General features: G+C 69.8%; 21 protein-coding genes, 1 pseudogene and 2 riboswitches. Of the genes and pseudogenes, 7 read left to right on the forward strand and 15 right to left on the reverse strand.

Going from position 1 to position 22429, the window contains the following annotated elements; genetic code table 11:
* Window positions 1–61: 61 nt before the first annotated feature.
* Window positions 62–1321: an ergothioneine biosynthesis protein EgtB gene (gene egtB / locus K7957_RS12180; RefSeq protein ID WP_223012291.1), complete on the forward strand. Its 1260-nt coding sequence runs from the start codon at window positions 62–64 to the stop codon at window positions 1319–1321.
* Window position 1322: 1 nt separating this feature from the next.
* The gene (gene egtD / locus K7957_RS12185; protein ID WP_223012292.1) at window positions 1323–2300 is read left to right on the forward strand and encodes an L-histidine N(alpha)-methyltransferase; all 978 of its coding nucleotides are present in this window, start codon (window positions 1323–1325) and stop codon (window positions 2298–2300) included.
* Window positions 2301–2484: 184 nt separating this feature from the next.
* Here the strand turns inward: egtD and pnp are convergent, their stop codons facing one another.
* The 14 genes and pseudogenes from pnp to rimP form a co-directional block, all read right to left on the reverse strand.
* On the reverse strand, window positions 2485–4836 hold the full coding sequence (gene pnp / locus K7957_RS12190; RefSeq protein WP_223012293.1) for a polyribonucleotide nucleotidyltransferase: 2352 nt from the start codon (window positions 4834–4836) through the stop codon (window positions 2485–2487).
* Between the two features lie 227 nt (window positions 4837–5063).
* A complete protein-coding gene (gene rpsO / locus K7957_RS12195; protein ID WP_219753998.1) occupies window positions 5064–5333 on the reverse strand; it encodes a 30S ribosomal protein S15 in 270 nt (89 codons plus the stop codon).
* Window positions 5334–5358: 25 nt separating this feature from the next.
* Complete coding sequence (truB, locus tag K7957_RS12200) at window positions 5359–6369, reverse strand: tRNA pseudouridine(55) synthase TruB (protein WP_223012294.1); 1011 nt, start codon at window positions 6367–6369, stop codon at window positions 5359–5361.
* Window positions 6370–6373: 4 nt separating this feature from the next.
* Window positions 6374–7066, reverse strand: coding sequence for a site-2 protease family protein (locus K7957_RS12205; protein WP_223012295.1), 693 nt, complete (start codon window positions 7064–7066; stop codon window positions 6374–6376).
* Between the two features lie 200 nt (window positions 7067–7266).
* A pseudogene (locus K7957_RS12210) lies at window positions 7267–7656 on the reverse strand (VOC family protein).
* 20 nt (window positions 7657–7676) lie between these two features.
* Window positions 7677–8258: a thymidine kinase gene (locus K7957_RS12215; RefSeq protein WP_223012296.1), complete on the reverse strand. Its 582-nt coding sequence runs from the start codon at window positions 8256–8258 to the stop codon at window positions 7677–7679.
* Entirely contained in the window at window positions 8258–8647 is a 390-nt protein-coding gene (locus K7957_RS12220) for a type II toxin-antitoxin system VapC family toxin (protein ID WP_343228394.1), read from the reverse strand. Before K7957_RS12220 ends, K7957_RS12215 begins: the two co-directional genes overlap by 1 nt.
* On the reverse strand, window positions 8644–8922 hold the full coding sequence (locus K7957_RS12225; RefSeq protein ID WP_223012298.1) for an AbrB/MazE/SpoVT family DNA-binding domain-containing protein: 279 nt from the start codon (window positions 8920–8922) through the stop codon (window positions 8644–8646). Before K7957_RS12225 ends, K7957_RS12220 begins: the two co-directional genes overlap by 4 nt.
* Before the next feature lie 31 nt (window positions 8923–8953).
* Window positions 8954–9349: a 30S ribosome-binding factor RbfA gene (gene rbfA / locus K7957_RS12230; RefSeq protein ID WP_223012299.1), complete on the reverse strand. Its 396-nt coding sequence runs from the start codon at window positions 9347–9349 to the stop codon at window positions 8954–8956.
* A gap of 48 nt (window positions 9350–9397) precedes the next feature.
* Window positions 9398–12178: a translation initiation factor IF-2 gene (gene infB, locus K7957_RS12235; protein ID WP_223012300.1), complete on the reverse strand. Its 2781-nt coding sequence runs from the start codon at window positions 12176–12178 to the stop codon at window positions 9398–9400.
* Window positions 12175–12882 carry a DUF448 domain-containing protein gene (locus K7957_RS12240; protein ID WP_223012301.1) on the reverse strand — a complete coding sequence of 236 codons (708 nt, stop codon included), beginning with the start codon at window positions 12880–12882 and terminating at the stop codon, window positions 12175–12177. The genes infB and K7957_RS12240 overlap by 4 nt, the downstream gene beginning before the upstream one ends.
* A 189-nt stretch (window positions 12883–13071) precedes the next feature.
* Complete coding sequence (locus K7957_RS12245) at window positions 13072–13320, reverse strand: tautomerase family protein (RefSeq protein WP_223012302.1); 249 nt, start codon at window positions 13318–13320, stop codon at window positions 13072–13074.
* Entirely contained in the window at window positions 13320–14981 is a 1662-nt protein-coding gene (nusA, locus tag K7957_RS12250) for a transcription termination factor NusA (RefSeq protein WP_223012303.1), read from the reverse strand. The genes K7957_RS12245 and nusA overlap by 1 nt, the downstream gene beginning before the upstream one ends.
* The gene (gene rimP / locus K7957_RS12255; RefSeq protein ID WP_246617054.1) at window positions 14981–15565 is read right to left on the reverse strand and encodes a ribosome maturation protein RimP; all 585 of its coding nucleotides are present in this window, start codon (window positions 15563–15565) and stop codon (window positions 14981–14983) included. Before rimP ends, nusA begins: the two co-directional genes overlap by 1 nt.
* Before the next feature lie 249 nt (window positions 15566–15814).
* Here rimP and K7957_RS12260 point away from each other — a divergent pair, with 249 nt between their 5' ends.
* Complete coding sequence (locus K7957_RS12260; protein WP_223012305.1) at window positions 15815–17017, forward strand: MFS transporter; 1203 nt, start codon at window positions 15815–15817, stop codon at window positions 17015–17017.
* A gap of 146 nt (window positions 17018–17163) precedes the next feature.
* Here K7957_RS12260 and K7957_RS12265 read toward each other — a convergent pair whose 3' ends face one another.
* Window positions 17164–17427 carry a hypothetical protein gene (locus tag K7957_RS12265; RefSeq protein ID WP_223012306.1) on the reverse strand — a complete coding sequence of 88 codons (264 nt, stop codon included), beginning with the start codon at window positions 17425–17427 and terminating at the stop codon, window positions 17164–17166.
* A 142-nt stretch (window positions 17428–17569) separates the two neighbouring features.
* A riboswitch (glycine riboswitch) is annotated at window positions 17570–17672 on the forward strand.
* Window positions 17673–17785: riboswitch (glycine riboswitch) on the forward strand.
* 52 nt (window positions 17786–17837) lie between these two features.
* Here K7957_RS12265 and gcvT point away from each other — a divergent pair.
* From gcvT to gcvPB, 4 genes are all read left to right on the forward strand, one after another.
* Complete coding sequence (gene gcvT, locus K7957_RS12270) at window positions 17838–18983, forward strand: glycine cleavage system aminomethyltransferase GcvT (RefSeq protein ID WP_223012307.1); 1146 nt, start codon at window positions 17838–17840, stop codon at window positions 18981–18983.
* Between the two features lies 1 nt (window position 18984).
* On the forward strand, window positions 18985–19356 hold the full coding sequence (gcvH, locus tag K7957_RS12275; protein ID WP_223012308.1) for a glycine cleavage system protein GcvH: 372 nt from the start codon (window positions 18985–18987) through the stop codon (window positions 19354–19356).
* A 66-nt stretch (window positions 19357–19422) separates the two neighbouring features.
* The gene (gene gcvPA, locus K7957_RS12280; protein ID WP_223012309.1) at window positions 19423–20781 is read left to right on the forward strand and encodes an aminomethyl-transferring glycine dehydrogenase subunit GcvPA; all 1359 of its coding nucleotides are present in this window, start codon (window positions 19423–19425) and stop codon (window positions 20779–20781) included.
* A complete protein-coding gene (gcvPB, locus tag K7957_RS12285) occupies window positions 20778–22352 on the forward strand; it encodes an aminomethyl-transferring glycine dehydrogenase subunit GcvPB (protein WP_223012310.1) in 1575 nt (524 codons plus the stop codon). The genes gcvPA and gcvPB overlap by 4 nt, the downstream gene beginning before the upstream one ends.
* Window positions 22353–22429: the final 77 nt, after the last annotated feature.

Below are 22429 nucleotides of genomic sequence, written 5' to 3' on the forward strand. Positions count from 1 at the left end.
TAAGGCCGTCGTGAGCGTCGCGCGGGCGCGGGGCTCAGCGCGATGGGTGGGAGACGATCCGATGGCAGCGCTGCCTGACCCGCTGACCGGCGCTGCGTCGCTGGGTGAGCGTTACCGCCGCGTCCGCTCGCTGAGCGAGGCACTGGTGGCGCCGCTCTCCGATGCCGACGCGACCGTCCAGTCGATGGACGATGCCAGCCCGGCCAAATGGCATCTCGCGCACACCACCTGGTTCTTCGAGACCTTCGTGCTGCGCGACCATGTCGCCGGCTATCAGCGCCACGACGAGCGCTTCCCCTTTCTGTTCAACAGCTATTACGAGGCCGAGGGCCGCCGCCACGCCCGCGCCCGGCGTGGCATGATCACGCGCCCGACGCTCGACGAGGTGCGCGCCTATCGCACCGCGGTCGACTCGGCACTGCTCGACGCCTTGCCGAAACTCGCGGCGGCAGCGCGTGACCTCGTCGCGCTCGGCTGCCACCACGAGGAGCAGCATCAGGAACTGCTCGTCACCGACATGCTCCACCTCTTCGGCGAGAACCCGCTCGAACCGGCGATCTGGCCGGCGGCGCGCAAGGTACCGGTAGCGATGCCGGGACCTATCCGCTGGATCGAGCGCGGCGAGAGCGTGGTCGAGGTCGGCCATGCCGGGGGTAGCTTCGCCTTCGATTGCGAGGGACCGCGGCATCGTGCGCTACTCGCGCCGCACGCGCTGGCCGATCGCACCGTGACCAACGGGGAGTGGGCCGCCTTCATCGCCGACGGCGGCTATCAGACCCCGCGCTGGTGGCTCGCGGACGGCTGGGCGTGGGTGCAGCGCGAGGGCGTTGGCGCGCCGCTCTACTGGGAGCAGCTGGACGGCATGTGGACGCGCTTCGGTCTCGACGGCCGCCGCGCGATCGACCCCGCGGCGCCGGCCACGCATGTCAGCTTCTTCGAGGCCGACGCTTATGCCAGCTGGGCGGGAGCGCGGCTGCCGACCGAGTTCGAGTGGGAGGCCGCGGCCTCAGCTTATGACCCTGCCGGCGGCAACCAGCTCGATCGCGCCGGCGCGGTCGAGCCGCGCCCCGCGAGCGACGGTCCGGCGTTCTTCGGCGACGTGTGGGAGTGGACCGGTTCGGCCTATCGCCCCTATCCCGGCTTCCGCGCGGTCGAGGGCGCCGTCGGCGAGTATAACGGCAAGTTCATGAGTGGGCAGTTCGTGCTGCGTGGCGGCAGCTGCGCCACGCCGCGTGGACACGCGCGCGCCAGCTACCGCAACTTCTTCTACCCTCATCAGCGCTGGCAGTTCACCGGCGTTCGTCTCGCGAAGGACCTCTGACATGCTCAAGCCCGAGATCGACGACGGCCAGGCCAGTCTCGCCGATCCGCAGTTCCGCGCCGACGTGCTCGCTGGCCTCGCGCGCCGCCCGCGCGCGATCCCCGCGCGCTGGTTCTACGATCATCGCGGCTCGCAGCTGTTCGAGCAGATCACCGAGCTGCCCGAATATTATCCGACGCGTACCGAGACCGCGCTGCTGCACGATCTCTGCCCCGAGCTGCGCCAGCTCGCCGGGCCGGGGCGCGCCGTGGTCGAGTTCGGCTCCGGCTCGTCGACCAAGACGCCCACTGTGCTGCGCTGCGTCGAGCCAGCCGCTTATGTGCCGATCGATATCTCGGGCGATTTCTTGCGCGAGTCGGCGCAGGCGCTGGCGCAGGCCTTCCCTGGCCTGCCGGTGCTGCCGTTCGAGGGCGATTTCACACGTCCGCTGACGCTGCCCGTGCAGGTGGCGGAGCTGCCGAAGCTCGGCTTCTTCCCGGGCTCGACGATCGGCAACCTGATCCCGCTCGCCGCGGTCGACCTGCTGCGCGCGATGCGCGCCTCGCTCGGCGAGGGAGCGATGCTGCTGGTCGGGATGGACCGGATCAAGCGCCCCGACGTGCTGCTGCCCGCCTATGACGACGCGCAGGGCGTCACCGCGGCGTTCAACCTCAACCTGCTCGATCGGATCAACCGCGAGTTGGCCGGTACGATCCCGCTCGACGCCTTCCGCCACTGCGCGGTGTGGAATGACGACCGCGCGCGCGTGGAGATGCACCTCGAGGCGCGCCGCGACGTCGCCTTCCAGGTCGACGGACGCGCGTTCGACATCGCCGAGGGCGAGACGATCCACACCGAGAACAGCCACAAATATGGCGAGCGCGACGCGCGTATCCTGCTCCGCAGCGGCGGTTGGACTCCCGTGCGCGAGTGGACCGACGACAAGGGCCTGTTCGCGGTGATCCTGGCCGAGGCGCAGCCCGAGCGGCCGGCGCCGTGACGCGGGGAACACCCATACGCTGAAGTGAGAACGGCCCCGGCATCGCTGCCGGGGCCGTTCTCACTCGTGAGCTAGCCTTCGCGGGCTCTAGGTGACCGTGCTCCGGCGTACGCCGGAGCCCAGGGCCGCGAGCGCGGAGGCTCCTGATCCTGGGCTCCTGCGTGTGCAGGAGCACGGCGTTCGCTCAGTCGCGGTCGCCGGTGAGGAAGGCCGGGGCGAACGCGGGCGCATCGCCCTCGTCGCCGCCTTCCTTGGCGCCGCCCTCGGCGCGCTCGCGGCGCGGGCCGCGGCCCTCGCGGCGCGGACCGCGGTCACCGCCCCTGTCACCACTGCGCTCACCACCGCGGCCGACGTCACGCCCGCCGCCCTCGCGGCGCGGGCCGCGATCGCTGCGCTCGGCGCGCGGCTCGCGCGCGGGGCGGGTGTCTTCCAGCTCGGCGCCGGTCTCCTGGTCGACGACGCGCATCGACAGGCGAACCTTGCCGCGCGGGTCGATCTCGAGGACCTTGACCTTCACTTCCTGGCCCTCGGTGACGACGTCACCCGGCTTCTCGACGCGCTCGTTCTTCATCTCGGAGACGTGGACGAGACCGTCCTTGCCGCCCATGAAGTTCACGAAAGCGCCGAAGTCGACGATATTGACGACCTTGCCGTTGTAGATCTTGCCGACCTCGGCTTCCTCGACGATGCCGCGGATCCAGTTCATCGCCGCCTCGATCTGCGCGCCGTCCGACGAGCTGATCTTGATCACGCCTTCGTCGTCGATGTCGACCTTGGCGCCGGTGGTGGCGACGATCTCGCGGATCACCTTGCCGCCGGTGCCGATCACGTCGCGGATCTTCGACTTGTCGATCTGCATCGTCTCGATCCGCGGTGCATGCGCGGACAACTCGGTGCGGGTCTCACCCAGCGCCTTGTTCATCTCGACGAGGATGTGCGCGCGGCCGTCCTTGGCCTGCGCCAGCGCGACCTTCATGATCTCCTCGGTGATCCCGGCGATCTTGATGTCCATCTGCAGGCTGGTGATGCCCTCGGACGTGCCCGCCACCTTGAAGTCCATGTCGCCGAGGTGATCCTCGTCGCCGAGGATGTCGCTGAGGACCGCGAAGTCCTTGCCCTCCAGGATGAGGCCCATCGCGATGCCCGAGACCGGACGCTTGAGCGGCACGCCCGCGTCCATCAGCGCGAGGCTGCCGCCGCACACCGTCGCCATCGACGACGAGCCGTTGCTCTCCGTGATGTCGCTGGTGACTCGGATCGTATAGGGGAACTCTTCCTTGGTCGGCAGCACCGGGTGCAGCGCGCGCCACGCCAACTTGCCATGGCCGATCTCGCGACGGCCCGGCGCACCGAAGCGGCCCACTTCACCGACCGAATAGGGCGGGAAATTATAGTGCAGCATGAAGTGCTGGTAGGAGAGGCCGTTGAGCCCGTCGATCATCTGCTCGGCGTCGCGCGTGCCCAGCGTCGTGGTGGCGATCGTCTGGGTCTCGCCGCGGGTGAACAGCGCCGAGCCGTGCGCGCGCGGCAGGAAGTGGACCTCGGCGGCGATCGGACGCACCGTCTTGGTGTCGCGCCCGTCGATGCGGCGGCCGCTCTTGAGGATCGCGCCGCGGACGATGTCGGCCTCGAGCTTCTTCACCAGCTTGAGCGTGCCGAGATACTGCGCCGGGTCGCTCTCCTTCAGGTCGGCGAACGCCTCGCGCGCCTTGGTGCGCGCGGCGTTGAGCGCGTTCTGGCGCGCCTGCTTGTCGGTCAGCTTGTAGGCTGCCTCGACGTCCTTGCCGATCGCCTTCTTCAGCTTGGCCATGGTCGCGGTCTTGTCGTCGACCGGGGCGAGCTCCCACGGATCCTTGGCCGACTGCTCGGCGAGATCGATGATCGCGTTGATGATCTGCTGCGACGCCTTGTGCGCGAACATCACCGCGCCGAGCATCACCTCTTCCGACAGCTCCTTGGCCTCGGACTCGACCATCATCACCGCGTCGTGCGTGGCGGCGACGACCAGGTCGAGCTCGCCCTCGGCGACCTCGCCGTCGGTCGGGTTGAGCTGATACTCGCCGTCCTTGTAGCCGACGCGCGCGCAGCCGATCGGGCCCATGAAGGGCACGCCCGAGATGGTCAGCGCGGCCGAGGCCGCGACCATCGCGACGATGTCGGGCTCATTCTCGCCGTCATACGAGAGCACCTGCGCGATGCAGTTGATCTCGTTGTAGAAGCCTTCCGGGAACAGCGGGCGGACCGGGCGGTCGATGAGACGGCTGATCAGCGTCTCGCGCTCGGTCGCGCCGCGCTCGCGCTTGAAGAAGCCGCCGGGGATACGGCCGCTGGCGGAGAACTTCTCCTGATAATGGACGGTGAGCGGGAAGAAATCCTGCCCCTCCTTGACCGTCTTGGCGGCGGTCACCGCGCACAGCACGACCGTCTCGCCGAGCGTCGCGATCACGGCGCCGTCGGCCTGGCGCGCGACGCGGCCGGTTTCCAGCGTCAGCGTCTTGCCGCCCCACTGGATTTCCACCTTCTTGGTATCGAACATATGATTTCCTTCACTCCCCGGTGCGGATCACCGGGGGGCCTGCGTACGGACCGACATTGGTCCGGGAAGATCGGGCCGTATTGCCCTCTCTTCCGTCACCCCGACGGTAGGTCGGGGTCCAGCTCCAGCGGCTGGGGGGAGGCGCTCCCGCGCCCGTTCTCATGCTGGATCCCGGATCGGAGTCCGGGATGACAAAAGGGGCGGACCTTGCGGGCCGCCCCTTTGTGTCACTTACGAAGACCGAGCTTCGCGATCAGGGCGACGTAGCGGTCACCGTCGCGCTTGCGGAGATAGTCGAGCAGCGAGCGCCGCTTGTTGACCATCATCAGCAGGCCGCGGCGGGAGTGGTTGTCCTTCGCGTGGCCCTTGAAGTGCTCGGTCAGATTCTTGATCCGCTCGGTCAGGATCGCGACCTGGACCTCGACCGACCCGGTGTCGCCATCGGCGCGGGCGTGATCCTTGATGACTTCCTGGCGGCGTTCAGCGGTGATCGTCATTTATTTTCCTAGCGACATCTTTGCGTTACAGGTTGAAGCCGCGGATGACGCGGGCAAGCCCGCTTTCCACCTCGACCAGCGCGACGGGCGTCTCACCCAGCAGCGCGAGGGCCTGGCCGTCATCGGCGGCGATCCCGGCCAGCACTCGCCCCTGACGGAGCGCCCCTGCCTGGTCGGGAGTGAGCGATAGAGCCGGGATGTCGTCCAGCCCCGCGCCCAGTGGCAGAAGGGAGTGTTCAAGACCGCGCGCCTTAGCGAGTTCGTCGAGTTTGTCCAGCGATATCGCCTCGGCGAGCGTGAACGGGCCGGCCTTGGTGCGGCGCAGATAGGTCACGTGGCCGACCGTGCCGAGCGCCAGCGCGATGTCGCGCGCCAGGCTGCGGATGTAGGTGCCCTTGGAGACGGAAGCGGTGAGGGTGACCTCTTGCAGATCCTCCCCTGCAAGGGGAGAGGGACCGCTCGGCGAAGGCGAGTGGTGGAGGGGGCTCTCCGCGAGCGACTCGCTCATGGCTGGCTCCCCTCCACCATCGCTGCGCGCTGGTCCCCGTTTCCGTGCCCGGGAGGATTTTCGGACATCAAGCCCATGCACCGTGACGTCCCGGGTCGCGAGCACCACCTCCTCGCCCGCGCGCGCGCGATCATAGGCCCGCGCGCCATCCACCTTGAGCGCCGAATAGGCCGGGGGCACCTGCGCGATCGGGCCGGTGAAGCGGGCCAGCACCGCCTCCAGCGCCGCGAACGTCGGCCGCGCCTCGCTCGTCGCGATCACCGCGCCCTCCGCATCCAGCGTGTCGGTCTGCTCGCCGAAGCGGATCGTGAAGTCGTACACCTTGTCGCCGTCGAGCATCCGCCCCGCGAGCTTGGTCGCCTCGCCGATCGCGATCGGCAGCACGCCGGTGGCGAGCGGGTCGAGTGTCCCGCCGTGCCCAACCTTGAGCTTGGGCGCGCCTGCGGTCCGCAGCGCGCGCTTCACCGCGGCGACGCCCTGCGTCGACCCCAGCCCGAGCGGCTTGTCGAGGATCAGCCAGCCATGCACGCGCTTAGCCCGCGATCGACTGGGCGAGGCCGAGATACCATTCGGTCAGCGCCTGCGCGGGCGGCGCGACCAGCCGCTGGACGATGTTGGCGCCCGGCACGATCGACGGCAGCACCAGCAGCAGCAGGATGAACAGCAGCAGCCCATAGCGCGCGAGCTGGTCCCAGCGCTGCGCGAGCCGCTCCGGCAGCAGCCCGGCGACGACGTGCCCGCCGTCGAACGGCGGCAGGGGAATGAGGTTGAAGATCGCGAGGAAGACGTTGATCATCACGAAGTTGAGCAGGTTGGCCGCGACGAACGCGGTGAGGCTGCCGGGCGCGATGCCGTAGAGGTTCGGCGTCAGCGCGCCGAGCAGCACCGCGCCGACCAGCGCGAGCACGAGGTTCGATCCCGGTCCGGCGAGCGCCACCAGCATCATGTCGCGCCGCGGATGGGGCAGGCGGCGCGCGTCGACCGGGACCGGCCTGGCCCAGCCGAACACCGGCGCCTTGGCCAGCGCGAGCAGGAGCGGCAGGATGACGGTGCCGACCGGGTCGACGTGGCGCAGCGGGTTGAGCGACAGGCGGCGCTGTTCCGCTGCGGTAGGGTCGCCGAGCGCGCGCGCGGCGAGGCCGTGGCTCACCTCGTGGAAGACGATCGCGAGCACCAGCGGGATGATCCACACTGCCGCTCGCCAGATGATGCCGGTGGGGTCCATGAGGCGCGAGATAGGGTAGGGGCGGCGGTTCGGCTAGCGGGTGATCCAAAAGGTTGGAACCAGCGGGGTGCTCCCGCGGACGCAGGAGCCCAGAGCCACGAGCGTCACGCCTGCGGCCCTAGGCCCCGGCGTTCGCCGGAGCACGGTTCACTGGCGGCGGTTCAGGCTGGAGGTGGCCGGCGCGTCCGGAGTAAACACGGTCACGCCCTTGCAGGATGGTCGCGATAGTGCGCCAACCGCGTCTCTAGCGACCCAAGGTGGATCTCCAGCTTGTGGCCGTCGGGATCGAGGAAATAGGTCGACGCGCCCTCGCTGCGGTCGGTTTTCCAGATCACGCACTCGGCCGTCAGGCGCGTGCTGAGCGCGGGATAGTCCGCCGCGGTCACGCTGAAGGCGAGGTGGGTATAGTCCGGGTGCGGCGTCGTGCGCGTCACGTCGTCGTGGAGCAGGCACAGCCACAGCGTGCCCGCCTCGACATAGGCGCCGCTCTACCAGCGCGCGCGCACGGTGCAGCCCAGCACGTCGCGGTAGAAGGCGAGCGAGCGCGTCACGTCGCTCACCGCGAGCGTGACATGGTTGATGCCGCTCACCCGCGGGGTCGGCGCAGCGCTCACCCCTCCGCCAGCGCCGCGTTGAAGTGGCGGCGGCACAGCGCGACATAGCGGTCGTTGCCGCCGATCTCGGTCTGGCGCCCGGCGGTGACCGGGCAGCCAGCGGCGTCGACGCGCAGGTTCATCGTCGCCTTGCGGCCGCACGCGCACACCGACTTGATCTCTTCCAGCGAGTCAGCGAGCGCGAGCAGTCGCGCCGAGCCGGCGAAGAGCTGGCCAACGAAGTCGGTGCGCAGGCCGTAGGCGAGCACGGGCACGTCCTCGACGTCGGCCAGCCAGGCGAGCTGGTCCACCTGCGGCGCGGTGAGGAACTGCGCTTCGTCCACCAGCACGCACGCCAGCGGCGCGCGCGCGTGCTCGGCCGCGACCAGTGCGGCGAGATCGGTCGTGGCGTCGAACATCGTCGCGGGGGCGGCGAGACCGATGCGCGACGTGATCGTGCCCGCGGCGAAGCGATCGTCCACCGCGGCGGTGAACAGCATCGTCCGCATCCCGCGCTCGCGATAGTTGAAGTCGGCCTGGAGCAGGTTGGTCGACTTCCCCGCGTTCATACTGGCGTAGTAGAAATACAGCTTGGCCATCAGGCGAGCGTCTCGATCGCGAGCGGCGCGTCGGCACCGGCGTGCTGTGCGAGGCGGCGGTCGAAGGTGATGAACGCGCGTGCCCCGATGGCAGCGACCAAATGGAGCATGTCCGGCAAGTCGCCGCCAGCGGCATGGCGGGCGAGTGCCCAGCGCACACCGACCTCCTGCTCGACGCTGACATGTTCGAGCGAGATCAGCGTCGCGAGTGCGGCGTTCAGCCCGGCGCGATCGAAGGCGTAGCGCTGCCGTAGCACCCAGGCGACCTCGATCAGAACGGTGAGGGTGATCAACGTCGGTGCGGACAGTACCGCGTCGGCGAGCGCGGCCTGCTGCTCCTCGTCTCGCGTCAACCAGCGGACTAGGACATTGGCATCGACGGATCTCACCGCGTGCGACGGTCCCGCTCGGCCACAGCTTCCGCGATCGCCTCGTCCATCTCCTCCAACGTCACAGGTGGGCCCTTGTGCGTGTAGATCGCGCGCATTCGCTCGACCGCCTCCGCCACGCTCAGACTCTTGTGCGTGCGTCGCGGCCGCAGCAGCACGCCGTCGCCGGCGTCGACCACCTCGAGGTCGAGCCCCGGCGCCCACCCTTTCAGGTCGCGGATCGCCTTGGGGACGACGACCTGGCCCTTGTCAGAGAGGCGTGTGACGGCGTTCATGCCGGTAAGATGCGTCTTACCGGCAGCAGCGTCAATCGTCCCCGCCCTCGGCAGGAAGGTCGCGCGCGACCTCAGGGCGACGCAGCAGCGAGTCGATGTGGCTGCCCTCGTCGAAGCTCTCGTCCGCTAGGAACTTGAGCTTGGCGGCATATTTCGTCCGCACGCGGTGCGCGACCTCGCGCTGGAGATAGGCGGTGTTGGTGCGCAGCGCCTTGAGCACCGCTTCCTCGTCGCGCCCGAGGAGCGGCTTCACGAACACCGTGGCATGGCGCAGGTCGGGCGACATGCGCACCTCGGTGATGCTGACCATGTGCGACGACAGCGTGTCATCGTGGACGTCGCCGCGCTGGAGGATCTCCGACAGCACGTGCCGCACCTGTTCGCCGACGCGCAGCGTGCGGACCGATTTTTCCTGGGGCTGGTTCATCTCATCCCTGACCCTCTCCCCGCCGGGAAGAGGGCCCTCCGTCGCTCGTTACAGCGTGCGCTCGCGCAGCTCGACCTCGTACGTCTCGAGATAGTCGCCGGCCTTGATGTCGACGAAGTTCTGCGAGAACGTCACACCGCACTCCAGGCCCGCGCGCACCTCGGCGACATCGTCCTTGAAGCGGCGCAGCGACGCGATCTCACCCTGGTAGATGATGACATCGTTGCGCGTGATGCGGGCCTTGAGCGCCTTGCGGATGACCCCCTCGGTGACGAGCAGACCCGCCGCCTTGCCGTGCTTGCCCGCGGAGAAGACCTCGCGGATCTCGGCGCGGCCGACGACCGTCTCGAACGCCTCCGGCCCGAGCTCGCCCGCCATGCCGGCGCGGATCTCATCGATCAGGTCATAGATGACGTCATAATATTTCAGCGCGACCTTCTGCCGCTCGGCGATCTCGCGTGCCTTGGCATTGGCGCGGACGTGGAAGCCGATGATCGGCGCCCCCGACGCACCCGCCAAGGTCACGTCGCTCTCGGTGATCCCGCCGACGCCCGAGTGCAGCACCCGCGCCTTGATGAGATCGGTCGAGATCTTGTTGATCGAGGCGACGATCGCCTCGACCGTGCCCTGCGTGTCGGCCTTCACCACGAGCGGATACTCGATCGCGGCGTTGGCGCGCAGCGCCGAGAACATGTTCTCGAGACTGGTGGGCGCCGCGGTGGTGCGCTTCTGAAGCAATACGCTCTGGCGGTACTCGGCCACCTCACGCGCACGCGCCTCGTTCTCCACCACCTGCAGCTGGTCGCCTGCCGACGGCGTGCCCGACAGCCCGAGCACCTCGACCGGAGTCGACGGGCCCGCCTGCTTGAGCTGGCGCCCCTTGTCGTCGACCAGCGCGCGGACCTTGCCGCTCTCGGCGCCGACGACGAAGACGTCGCCCACTTTGAGCGTGCCGCGCGTGACGAGCACGGTCGCGACCGGACCGCGGCCCTTGTCGAGCTTCGCCTCGATCACGCTGCCCTCGGCGGCACGATCGGGGTTCGCGGTGAGATCGAGCAGCTCGGCCTGAAGCTGGATCTTCTCGATCAGTTCGTCGAGCCCGGTCCGCTTGATGGCCGAGACCTCGACGTCCTGCGTCTCGCCGCCCATCATCTCGACCTGCACGTCATGCTCGAGCAGACGCTCGCGCACGCGCTGCGGATTGGCATCGTGCTTGTCGATCTTGTTGATCGCCACGATCATCGGCTTGCCCGCCGCCTTGGTGTGGTTGATCGCCTCGATCGTCTGCGGCATCAACCCGTCGTCGGCGGCGACCACCAGCACCACGATGTCGGTCACGTCCGCGCCGCGCGCGCGCATCGCGGTGAAAGCCTCGTGGCCCGGCGTGTCGAGGAAAGTGACCTTCGACTTGTCCTTCAGCGTGACCTGGTAGGCGCCGATATGCTGGGTGATGCCGCCGGCCTCGCCCTTGGCGACGTCGGTCCCGCGCAGCGCGTCGAGCAGGCTGGTCTTGCCGTGATCGACGTGGCCCATGATCGTGACCACCGGCGGACGCGGCTGGAGCTCGTCCGACGTATCCTCTGTCGTGTCGAGTGCGAGGTCGACGTCCGAGTCGGACACACGGACGATGTTATGGCCGAACTCGGTCACCAGCAATTCGGCGGTGTCCTGGTCGATCGTCTGCGTCATCGTGACGGGCATGCCCATCTTGAACAACGTCTTCACCAGATCGGCGCCGCGCTCCGCCATACGGTTGGCGAGTTCCTGCACGGTGATCGCCTCGGGCACCTGGACGTCGCGGACCTGCTTGGCCTGCGGCTCGCGCGGACCAGAGAAGCCGCGCTTCTCCTTCTCGCGCGCGCGCTTCAGCGCGGCGAGGCTGCGCGCGCGCGCGCCGTCCTCGTTGAGCGCGCGGGTGACGGTCAGCTTGCCGCCGCGGCGCTCATCGCCCTTGCGGTCGCGCTGCTGCGGTCGCGCCGCGGGGGCGGCATTGCGCGGGGTGGCCTGGCCGCTCGGCAGGCTGCGCGGCGCGCCGCCCGCGGTATTGCCGCCGCTGGCCGCGGGGGCGGCGCTGGCGGTCGGCACGGCTGCGGGCTTCGGCTCGGGCTTGGGCTGCGGCTTCGGGATCTCTGGGCGCGCGACGGGCGAGAAGCGGCGCGGCGCCGGCATGGCCGGATCGCGCCCCAGTTCGAGCGCCGGCGGCGGTGCCGCGGGAGTCGGAGTCGGCGACGGGCGCGACACGGCGACTCGTGCTGGCTCCGGAGCAGGTGCAGGCGCTGGCGGCGCACTCTGCACCTCAGCGACGGGAGCAGGATCGGGCGTGGGGGCAACGACCGGCGCCGGCGTCGGCTCGTCCGCCGGGGCCGGGGTGGGGGTCGGCTCCGGCGCGGGCGCTGCCGCGGCGGCGCGTGCCTCCGCCTCGCTGCGCGCGCGCTCCTCGGCACGGCGACGTTCATCCTCGACCGCCCGCTGGCGCTCGGCCTCTTCGCGGCGGCGCGCTTCCTCCAGCGCGTGCATGCGCTGGTCCTCAGCCTCGCGCAGCAGACGGGCCTGACGCTCCTGCGCGCTCTCGTTCGAGACTGGCGGGCGCGGCGCCGGACGCGCCGGGGCGGGCGCTGGCGCGGTGGCGACCGGCTCGGGTGCGGGCGCCTGCGTCGGCTCCGGCGTGCCCTGCGGACCGAGCACGCGGCGACGCTTCACCTCGACCACCACCGTATTGCTACGGCCGTGGCTGAAGCTCTGCTTCACCTTGCCGGTCTCGACCGTGCGCTTCAGCCCCAGCGGCGCGCGCATCCCGAGTTTCGGCTTGTCGTTGTCGGTCTCGCTCACTCAAATTCCTCGTGCAATCTCACGGCCGAAACGGGCCCGGCGGTGCCGGGCGCCGATGCGCCTTGCGCGGCCGTAGCGCAAGGTGCGGGGGTCAGTTCAGGGCCGATAAAGTGCAGCCAGCGGTCGAGCGCTTCGCCCAATCGTCCGGCCGCGGTGCGGTCTATGACGCCGATGTGTACCACATTCTCGCGGCCCAGCGCCAACGACAATATGGGGCGCTCGACCGGTAACGCCAAGCCCTTGAGGTCACTTCCTTCGCGATCGCTGCCGACGCGCCATGCCTGCGCCAGCTTGCGGCGCCCGTCCTCGCTCGCGTCGGCGGCGTGGTAGAGCGCGTGAAGCTTGCCCGAACGTGCCGCGGTTTCGATCCGCTCGGCACCGGTCGCGATCGCGCCGGCGCGCGCCTCCAGGCCGAGTCGGTCGAGCGCGTTGCGCTCCAGCGCGGCGGCGATCAGGTCGGGCAGGTCGTCGGGGACGCTGAGGTCGCCGGTCTTGAACGCACGCGCCAGCGCACCGCGCAGCTTGCCCTTGGCGATCGCCCGCTCGAGCTCGGGACGCGCGACGCCGATCCACGCGCCGCGTCCGGGCGCCTTGGCGCGGACGTCGGGCAGCACACGTCCGTCCGGCGCGAGCGCGAGCCGGATGAGCCGCGCCGGATCGGCACGCTCGCGTGTGAGGATGCAGGAGCGGACGGGATCGCTCATGCGGCGCGCTCCTCGGAGGCAAGAGGTTGCAGTCGCCGATCCCCATATCCCGTCATCCCGGGATTGACCCGGGATCCATCGCGACGCGAACGCCACAGCTGCGCGAAGACGGACGACACACCCCCGCTCCCCGCGCCACGACAGGCGACGCGGGTGAACGAACGATGCTGCGCGAGACCGCCTAGGGTCTCATCGCCCCGGTGCCGCATGCGCGTCTCCCTGGCTGGGAGACGCGGCACCCGCCACGCCCGCGTCGCGGTCGGCGAGCAGTTTCCCCCCCGCGCCATAATTCTCGGTCGACACTTCCTCGATCACGATCTGCACCGCGGCCGGGTTCTTACCCAGCCGCGTCACCAGCGAGGACGTGACATCGGCCACGATCCCCGCCTTCTGCTCACGCGTCGCGTTGCCCGTCAGTCGGATCGAGACGAACGGCATCAGGCCTCCGTCTCCTGCTCGGCGGTCTCGTCGCCGGCGCTGTCCGCGTCGGCCGCCTCGTCCGTGGCGCCGCCCTCGTCCTCGAACCAGTGCGCGCGCGCGGCCATGATGATCTCATTGCCCTGCTCGTCGCTCAGCCCGTACTCGCCGAGCACGCCGCCGTTGCCGCGTCCGTCGTTGCGCGAGTCGCGGCGCGGCGCGTCGTCGTTGCGGCGGCGCGGCTCGGCGCGCTTCTTCTCGACCAGCTCGTCGGTGGCGAGGTCCGCCAGGTCGTCCAGCGTCTTGATGCCCGCCTTGCCGAGCGTGACCAGCATCGCCTCGGTGAGATACGGCAGCTCGGCGAGTGCGTCCTCGACCCCCAGCGCCTGGCGCTCCTCGCGCGCGGCCTGCTCGCGGCGGTCGAGCGCCTCCTGCGCGCGGCTCTGCAGCTCCTGCGCGAGATCCTCGTCGAAGCCCTCGATCCCGGCGAGCTCGTCGAGCTCGACATAGGCGACCTCTTCCAGCGCGCCGAAGCCCTCGGCCACCAGCAGCTGCGCCAGCGTCTCGTCGACGTCGAGCTCGTTCTGGAACAGCTCGGAATTCTTCACGAACTCCTGCTGGCGCTTCTCGCTGGCGTCGGTCTCGGTGAGGATGTCGATCGCCTTGGCGGTGAGCTGCGAGGCGAGGCGGACGTTCTGGCCGCGACGGCCGATCGCGAGGCTCAGCTGGTCGTCGGGGACGACGACCTCGATCCGGTCCTCTTCCTCGTCGATCACCACGCGCGCGACATTGGCTGGCTGGAGCGCGTTGACGACGAAGGTGGCGGTGTCGGGCGACCAGGGGATGATGTCGATCTTCTCGCCCTGCATCTCCTGCACCACCGCCTGGACGCGGCTGCCCTTCATGCCGACGCAGGCGCCGACCGGGTCGATGCTGGAATCGTGCGAGATCACGCCGATCTTGGCGCGGCTGCCCGGGTCGCGCGCGGCCGCCTTGATCTCGATGATGCCGTCGTAGATCTCGGGCACTTCCTGCGCGAACAGCTTCTTCATGAAGTCGGGATGCGCGCGGCTGAGGAAGATCTGCGGCCCGCGGTTCTCGCGCACCACCTTGAGGATCAGCGAGCGGATGCGGTCGTTGACGCGCACCACCTCGCGCGGGATCTGCGCGTCGCGGCGGATCACGCCCTCGGCGCGGCCGAGGTCTACGACGATGTGGCCGAACTCGACCCGCTTGACGACACCGGTGATGATCTCGCCGGCGCGATCCTTGAACTCCTCATATTGGCGCTCGCGCTCGGCGTCGCGCACCTTCTGGAAGATCGTCTGCTTGGCGGCCTGCGCCTGGATGCGGCCGAACTCGATCGGGGGCAGCGGATCGACCAGATAGTCGCCCACGCTCGCGCCCGGCTGGAGCTTCTGCGCGCCGGCGACGTCGACCTGCTTGTAGATGTCGTCGACCAGCTCGACCACCTCGACGACGCGCCACAGCCGCAGGTCGCCGTTGTTGGGATCGAGCTTGGCGCGGATGTCCATCTCCTGGCCGTAGCGGGTTCGCGCGGCGCGCTGGATCGCGTCCTCCATCGCCTCGATGACGATCGCCTTGTCGATCATCTTCTCCGACGCGACCGAGTTGGCGATCGCGATCAGCTCGGCACGGTTGGCGGTGACCCCGGTGGCCATCAGTTCGATTCCTCTTCTTCCACGGTGTCCGCGTCGGCGGACAGGTCTTCTATCTCTTCGTCGGCGCCCTCCATCGAGAGCGGCACGGTCGCGGCGATCAGCCGGTCGGTGAGCACCAGCTTGGCGTCGGCGATCAGCGCGAACGGCACGCGCGCCAGCTCGTGCGTGCGCGAATGACGGATCGCGATCTGGCCATCGGCGTCGATGCCTTCCAGATCGCCCTTGAACTGCTTCTGCCCGTCGACCGGCTCAGTGAGCACGATGCGTGCCTCGTGACCCGCCCAGTCGGTGAAATCCTGGCGGCGAGTCAGCGGCCGGTCGATGCCGGGCGACGACACCTCGAGCCGATAGCCGCCCTCGATCGGGTCGCGCCCCTCGGCCTCGAGCTGGTCGAGCATGTCGGACAGCCGACGCGACAATTCGGCGCAGTCGTCGATGGTGAGCTGTCGCGTATCGGGGCGCTCGGCCATCACCTGGAGCGTGCGCTCGTCACCTTTGCCGAACAACCGGACGCGCACCAGCGCGAAGCCGAGCGCCTGCGCCTCGGGCTCGATCAGTCGGTAGAGGGAGTCGTTGTCGCTCAAGTGCACCTGCCGGACATGCGTTGGTCGCCGCCGCGGAGCGAGCCCCGCAGCCCCTTGCACCTCGCGATGTAAGAGAAAGCACGGCGGATATAGCCGCGTCGCGGCGCGGTCGCAAGCGGCAGGGTGGCGGTCGGGCATTTTACGCGACGCCTTCACCGCGGCGCGCCATCCCTACGTCCCGGCTCGCCTTGACGCTGCACCGCACAATCGCCAGCTAGCACCGACACAGCCTAATAACGGGGACACTCTATGGCGACCGCCATCGCCGACGTGCGCCAGGCGCCCGTCGGGCTGATCCATCTGTCGCTCGCGGTCGGCGGGTTCGCGATCGGCACCACCGAGTTCGCGACGATGAGCCTTCTGCCAGAGATGGCACATAGCCTCGGCGTCGACGCTCCCACCGCCGGTCACGTCATCAGCGCCTATGCGCTCGGCGTGGTGGTAGGAGCGCCGACGCTCGCCGTGCTGGGCGCCCGGATGGCGCGTCGTACACTGCTGATCGCGCTGATGACGCTGTTCGCCGTCGGTAACCTGCTGTCCGCGGTGGCGCCGAGCTACGCGACGATGATGCTGGCGCGCTTCGTGGCGGGGCTGCCGCACGGCGCCTATTTCGGTATCGCCATGCTGGTGGCCGCCTCGCTGGTCGAGCAGGGCCGGCGCACCCAGGCGGTGGCGCGGGTGATGCTGGGGCTGACGGTGGCGACGATCATCGGCGTACCGCTCGCCAACTTCATGGGCCAGGTGCTCGGCTGGAGGTCCTGCTTCGTCGTGGTGACGGCGCTCGCCGGGCTGACCGCCGCGCTAGTCGCCGCCTTCGCGCCGCGCGACCGCGGTGATCCCGCCGCCAGTCCGCTGCGAGAGCTCGGCGCGCTGCGGCGCGCGCAGGTGTGGCTGACGCTGGGCATCGGCGCGATCGGCTTCGGGGGATTGTTCGCGGTGTACACGTATCTCGCCGATACGATGGCGGCGGTGACCCAGGTCGGTCCGCGCACGGTGCCGCTCGCCCTGATGAGCTTCGGCGTCGGCATGACCCTCGGCAACATCGTCGTGCCGCGCTTCGCCGATCGCGCGCTGCTGCCGACCGCGGCGGTGGTGCTGGTGTGGGCGCTCGTCGCGCTGCTGCTCTGGCCGCTGGCGGCGCCGCATCTCTGGTCGGTGCTAGCGGCGATGTTCGCGATCGGGGTGAGCGGCGCGCTCGGCAGCGTGCTCCAGACCCGTCTGATGGACGTGGCGGGCGACGCGCAGGCGCTGGCGGCGGCGCTCAACCACTCCGCGTTCAACACCGCCAATGCGCTCGGGCCGTGGCTCGGCGGGATGGTGATCGCAGCGGGCTATGGCTGGACCTCGACGGGTTATGTCGGGGCGGGGTTGGCGTTATGCGGGCTGGCGGTGCTGGGTGTGTCGGCGCTGGTAGAGCGATCGTCAACTAGGACGCATCCTGCGCGCATTTGAGCAGACGATCCACGAGCGTAGCGCTCGAGCTTCAGCGTGCGTCCGTCTCCCAAGGCGACTATGTGACGGCGTGGCGTGGTTCCGGCCATAACACCAACGCTGCTGACTCATCGACTTCGGCCGTCCCTCCACAGCGCGACATGGTCTCACATCACGATACCGGGCTTGGCCTCCGCGATCGCGGCGAGCACCATCCGCTCCCACACCGCGACGTCACCCGCCGCCGCCATCGCCGGGCTGGGCGCGCGCAACGTGTGGAGCACCGCGATCGCGTCGTCGCGATAGTCTTTCCATGTCGCATCGACCTGCGCGCTCGCGGACTCCGAATCGCCGTGCCCGTTGGCACTTAGGTGCTGTCCGGCGAGCACGCGCGCGATGCGGTCGACGGCGGGCGAGGTGGCGGTGTCCATGCGAGCTGCTCCTTCTCTGCGGGAGCAAACGTCTTAGCACGAGCGCGGCTCCGCCGATGCATGCCGCCCTACGCGGCGAACGCGATTGACTCGGGCCGCGCTTGCCGTAGAGCAGCGGGACGTCGATGCCGGGTGACCGGCATGGGCAGGCGCGGGAGAGTGCGGCGGGCCTTGCAGGCCGGGAGCCGCCGCCGAAGGAGCAACCACCCCGGAATCTCTCAGGCAGCAGGGACCGCGCCGGCCTTCATTGACACTCTGGAAAGCGGCGGCGCGCACCCGCGGGATCGCGCCACCCACCGAAGGGGTAACCCGGTGTCGACCGGGGAAAGCTCTCAGGTCCCGTGACAGAGGGGGAACGGATCAGCGCCGGGCAGCCGGCACGATTCGCCCTCGCACGTACGGACATGATGATGAGCGACCCGGTCCTGGACACCGACGACGACCTCGAGCCGATCGAGATCCTCACCCTTCCGCTCGACGCCTGGCACCGCCATCGCGGTGCCCGCATGGTCGAGTTCGCCGGCTATCACATGCCCGTCCAGTATGAGGGCATCATGGCCGAGCATCTGTGGACGCGCGAGCATGCCGGGCTGTTCGACGTCAGCCACATGGGGCAGCTCAGCCTCACCGGGCCGGGCGTCGCCGTGGCGCTCGAGGCGCTGATGCCCGCCGCGATCAGCGACGCACCGCTCAACAAGGCGCGCTACTCGCTGCTGCTCGACGACGCGGGCGGCGTGCTCGACGACCTGATGCTGACTCCGCAGGCCGAGGACCGCGTCTACATGGTGGTCAACGGCGCGACCAAGTATGACGACGTCGCGCACATGATCGAGCGCCTGCCCGACGAGATCACGCTCAACCTGATGGAGGAGCATGGGCTGCTCGCGGTGCAGGGGCCGGAGGCGGTCGCCGCGGTGGCGCGGCTGATCCCGGGCGTCGACGCTCTGGTGTTCATGCAGGCGGGTGCGTTCGACTGGCAGGGCCATGCGCTGTGGATCAGTCGCTCGGGCTATACCGGCGAGGACGGCGTCGAGATCTCGGTCCCCGCCGAGGCGGCGGTGGCGCTCGCCGACGCGCTGGTGGCGCAGCCCGAGATCAGGCCGATCGGTCTCGGCGCACGCGACTCGCTGCGTCTGGAGGCGGGGCTGCCGCTCTACGGCCACGACCTCGATCCCACCACCACGCCGGTGATGGCCGATCTCGCCTTCGCGCTGGCCAAGCGCCGCCGCGAGGCCGCCGACTTCCCCGGCGCCGCGCGCATCCTGGCCGAGCGCGAGCAAGGCGCAGCGCTGCGCCGCGTCGGGTTGCTCGTCGAGGGGCGCCAGCCCGTGCGCGAGGGCGCGACCGTGGTCGACGTCGGCGGCGAGAGCGTCGGCCGCGTCACCAGCGGCGGCTTCGCGCCGAGCGTCGGTGCGCCGATCGCGATGGCCTATGTTCCCGCGGCGCTCGCCGCGCCGGGCACCCGAGTGACGCTGTCGCAGCGCGGCAAGCCGCACCAGGCGACCGTCGCGCCCATGCCGTTCGTTCCCCACCGTTACTTCCGAGGAGTGAAGTGAGATGAGCCGTTATTTCACCGAGGACCACGAGTGGATCGAGGTCGACGGCCAGACCGGCACGGTCGGCATCAGCGACTATGCGCAGGGCCAGCTCGGCGACATCGTCTTCGTCGAGGCGCCGGACTCGGGCCGCAGCCTGAGCAAGGGCGACGAGGCCGCGGTGGTCGAGAGCGTCAAGGCCGCCTCGGACGTCTACGCCCCGGTGTCGGGCACGGTGACCGAGGGCAATCCCGCGCTCGCCGACGAGCCGTCGCTGGTCAACTCGGATCCCGAAGGCGAGGGCTGGTTCTTCAAGCTCACGCTCAGCGATCCGAGCGAGCTCGAGGCGCTGATGGACGAGACCGCCTACGCCGCCTTCGTCGCCAAATTGTGATGTGACGCCCCTCCCGCGCGGGAGGGGCGCAACCCCTCCCTGAGTGGAGGCGGGAGAGACCAGACCATGCGCTACCTACCGCTCACCCCGGCCGACCGCAGCGAGATGCTGGCGGTGATCGGCGCTTCCACGATCGACGACCTGTTCGTCGACGTGCCCGAGTCCGCTCGGCTCGACGGCCCCGTCCGCGACCTGCCGCTCCACGCCAGCGAGCTGGCGGTCGAGCGCCACATGACCGCGCTCGCGCGCCGGAACGTGGTGGCGGGTGAGGTGCCCTTCTTCCTCGGCGCGGGCGCCTACCGCCACCACGTGCCGGCCTCGGTGGACCATCTGATCCAGCGCGGCGAGTTCCTCACCGCCTACACGCCCTATCAGCCCGAGATCGCGCAGGGCACGCTGCAGATGCTGTTCGAGTTCCAGACGCAGGTCGCGCGCCTGCTCGGGACCGACGTGGCCAACGCCAGCATGTACGATGGCTCGACCGCGTGCTGGGAAGCGATCGGCATGGCGCGGCGGATCACGCGGCGCGGCAAGGCGCTGCTCTCGTCCGGGCTGCACCCGCATTACGTGTCAGTCGCCAAGACGATGGCGCGCTACACCGGCGACCTGCTCGAGACCGGCGCGCCGGCGCTGACCGCTGAGACCGACGTCGACCAGCTGATCGCCGCGATCGACGCCGACACGTCGTGCGTGGTGGTGCAATATCCCGACATCCTCGGCCGCGTCGCCGACCTGACGCCGCTCGCCGAGGCGTGCCAGGCGAACAAGGCGCTGCTGATCGCGGTCGTGACCGAGCCGGTCGCGCTCGGGGCGCTGCGCGCGCCGGGCGAGATGGGTGCGGACATCGTCGTCGGCGAGGGCCAGTCGCTCGGCGTCGGGCTCCAGTTCGGCGGGCCGTACGTGGGGCTGTTCGGCTGCAAGGACAAATATGTGCGGCAGATGCCGGGCCGGCTGTGCGGCGAGACGATCGACGCCGACGGGCGCCGCGGCTTCGTGCTGACGCTGTCGACGCGCGAGCAGCATATTCGCCGCGAGAAGGCGACCAGCAACATCTGCACCAACTCGGGGCTGTGCGCTTTGGCCTTCTCGATCCACATGACGCTGCTCGGCGAGGCGGGGCTGCGCCGGCTCGCGGATGTCAACCACGCCGCGGCCTGCCGCGCCGCCGACCGGCTCGCGCAGGTGCCCGGCGTGCGCGTGATCAACGAGGCCTTCTTCAACGAGTTCACGCTCGACCTCGGGCAGGAGGCGCGGCCGGTGGTGCGCACGCTGGCGGAGCGCGGCGTGCTCGCGGGCGTGTCGCTCGGCCGGCTCTACCCGGGCAAGGCGGCGCTGGAGAACGGCCTGGTGGTGGCGGTGACCGAGACGGTGACCGACGAGGATATCGAGGCGCTGGCGACGGCGCTGACGGAGGTGCTGGCATGACGATCAATCAGAGCGGCTGGAAGCCGGCCGCGCCCGCGGGCCGCGGCGACACCGCGGGCGCGACCTTCACCGGCAACAAGGCGCTGATGCTGGAGGAGCCGCTGATCTTCGAGATCGGCGACGACCAGACCACCGGCGTCGACGTCGCCGCGACTGACACCGCGGTATCGCGGCTGGGCGGTCTCGCGCGGACCGCGCCGATCGGGCTGCCCGGCCTGTCGGAGCCCGAGACAGTGCGCCACTATACACGGCTCAGCCGGCAGAATTACGCGATCGACCTCGGGCTGTTCCCACTCGGGTCGTGCACGATGAAGCACAACCCGCGGCTCAACGAGAAGATGGCGCGGCTGCCGGGCTTCGCCGACGTCCATCCGCTCCAGCCGATCGACACGGTGCAGGGCGCGCTGGAGGTGATCCATCAGCTCGCGCACTGGCTGGTCACGCTCACCGGCATGCACTCGGTGGCGATGAGCCCCAAGGCGGGTGCGCACGGCGAGCTGTGCGGCATCCTCGCGATCAAGGCGGCGCTGGCGAAGCGCGGCGAGGGGCACCGCAAGGTCATCCTCGTGCCCGAATCGGCGCACGGGACCAACCCCGCCACCGCGGCTTTCGCCGGCTTCAGCGTGGAGGACATCCCCGCCACCGCCGAGGGACGCGTCGACACGGCGGCGCTCACGGCGCGGCTCGGCCCGGACGTGGCCGGGGTGATGATCACCAACCCCAACACCTGCGGTCTGTTCGAGCGCGACCTCAAGGCGATCTCGGACGCGGTTCACGCGGCGGGCGGCTACGTCTACTGCGACGGTGCCAATTTCAACGCGATCGTCGGCCGCGTGCGCCCGGGTGACCTCGGCGTCGACGCGATGCACATCAACCTGCACAAGACCTTCTCCACCCCGCACGGCGGCGGCGGGCCTGGCTCGGGGCCGGTGGTGTTCTCGCAGGCGCTGACACCATTCGCGCCGCTGCCCTTCGTCGAGCGCGACGGCGACCAGTTCCGCCTCGTCGAGGAGGAGAATGCGGAGGAGCATCACGCCGACAGCTTCGGTCGCATGGTCGCCTTCCATGGCCAGATGGGCATGTTCACGCGCGCGCTGACCTATATCCTCAGCCACGGCGCGGACGGGTTGCGCCAGGTCGCCGAGGACGCGGTGCTCAACGCCAATTACGTGCTCCGCCGGCTGGAGGACACGCTCGACGCGCCGTTCGCCGGCTCTGGCCCGTGCATGCACGAGGCGATCTTCTCCGACCGCGGGCTGGCGCCCGGCTTCTCCACGATCGATGTCGCCAAGGCGCTGATCGACGAGGGCTATCACCCGATGACCATGTACTTCCCGCTGGTCGTCCACGGCGCCATGCTGGTGGAACCGACCGAGACGGAGAGCAAGGCGGCGTTGGATCAGTTCATCGGCGCGCTGCGCTCGGTGGCGGAGCGCGCCAAAGCGGGCGACGAGTCGCTCAAGACCGCGCCGCATTTCGCCCCGCGCGCGCGGCTCGACGAGACGCTGGCGGCGCGCAAGCCGGTGCTGGTGTGGAAGCCGAAGCTGGCGGAGGCGCAGGCGGCGGAATAGCGGGCGCCTCGAGACGAGGCGTCGACGAGTTCAGCCACTCCTCAGCACGGTCGGAGATCGCCTCGCTCCGTCCGTGC

It is taken from the genome of Sphingomonas yunnanensis, assembly GCF_019898765.1.
Taxonomy (GTDB): Bacteria; Pseudomonadota; Alphaproteobacteria; order Sphingomonadales; family Sphingomonadaceae; genus Sphingomonas; species Sphingomonas yunnanensis.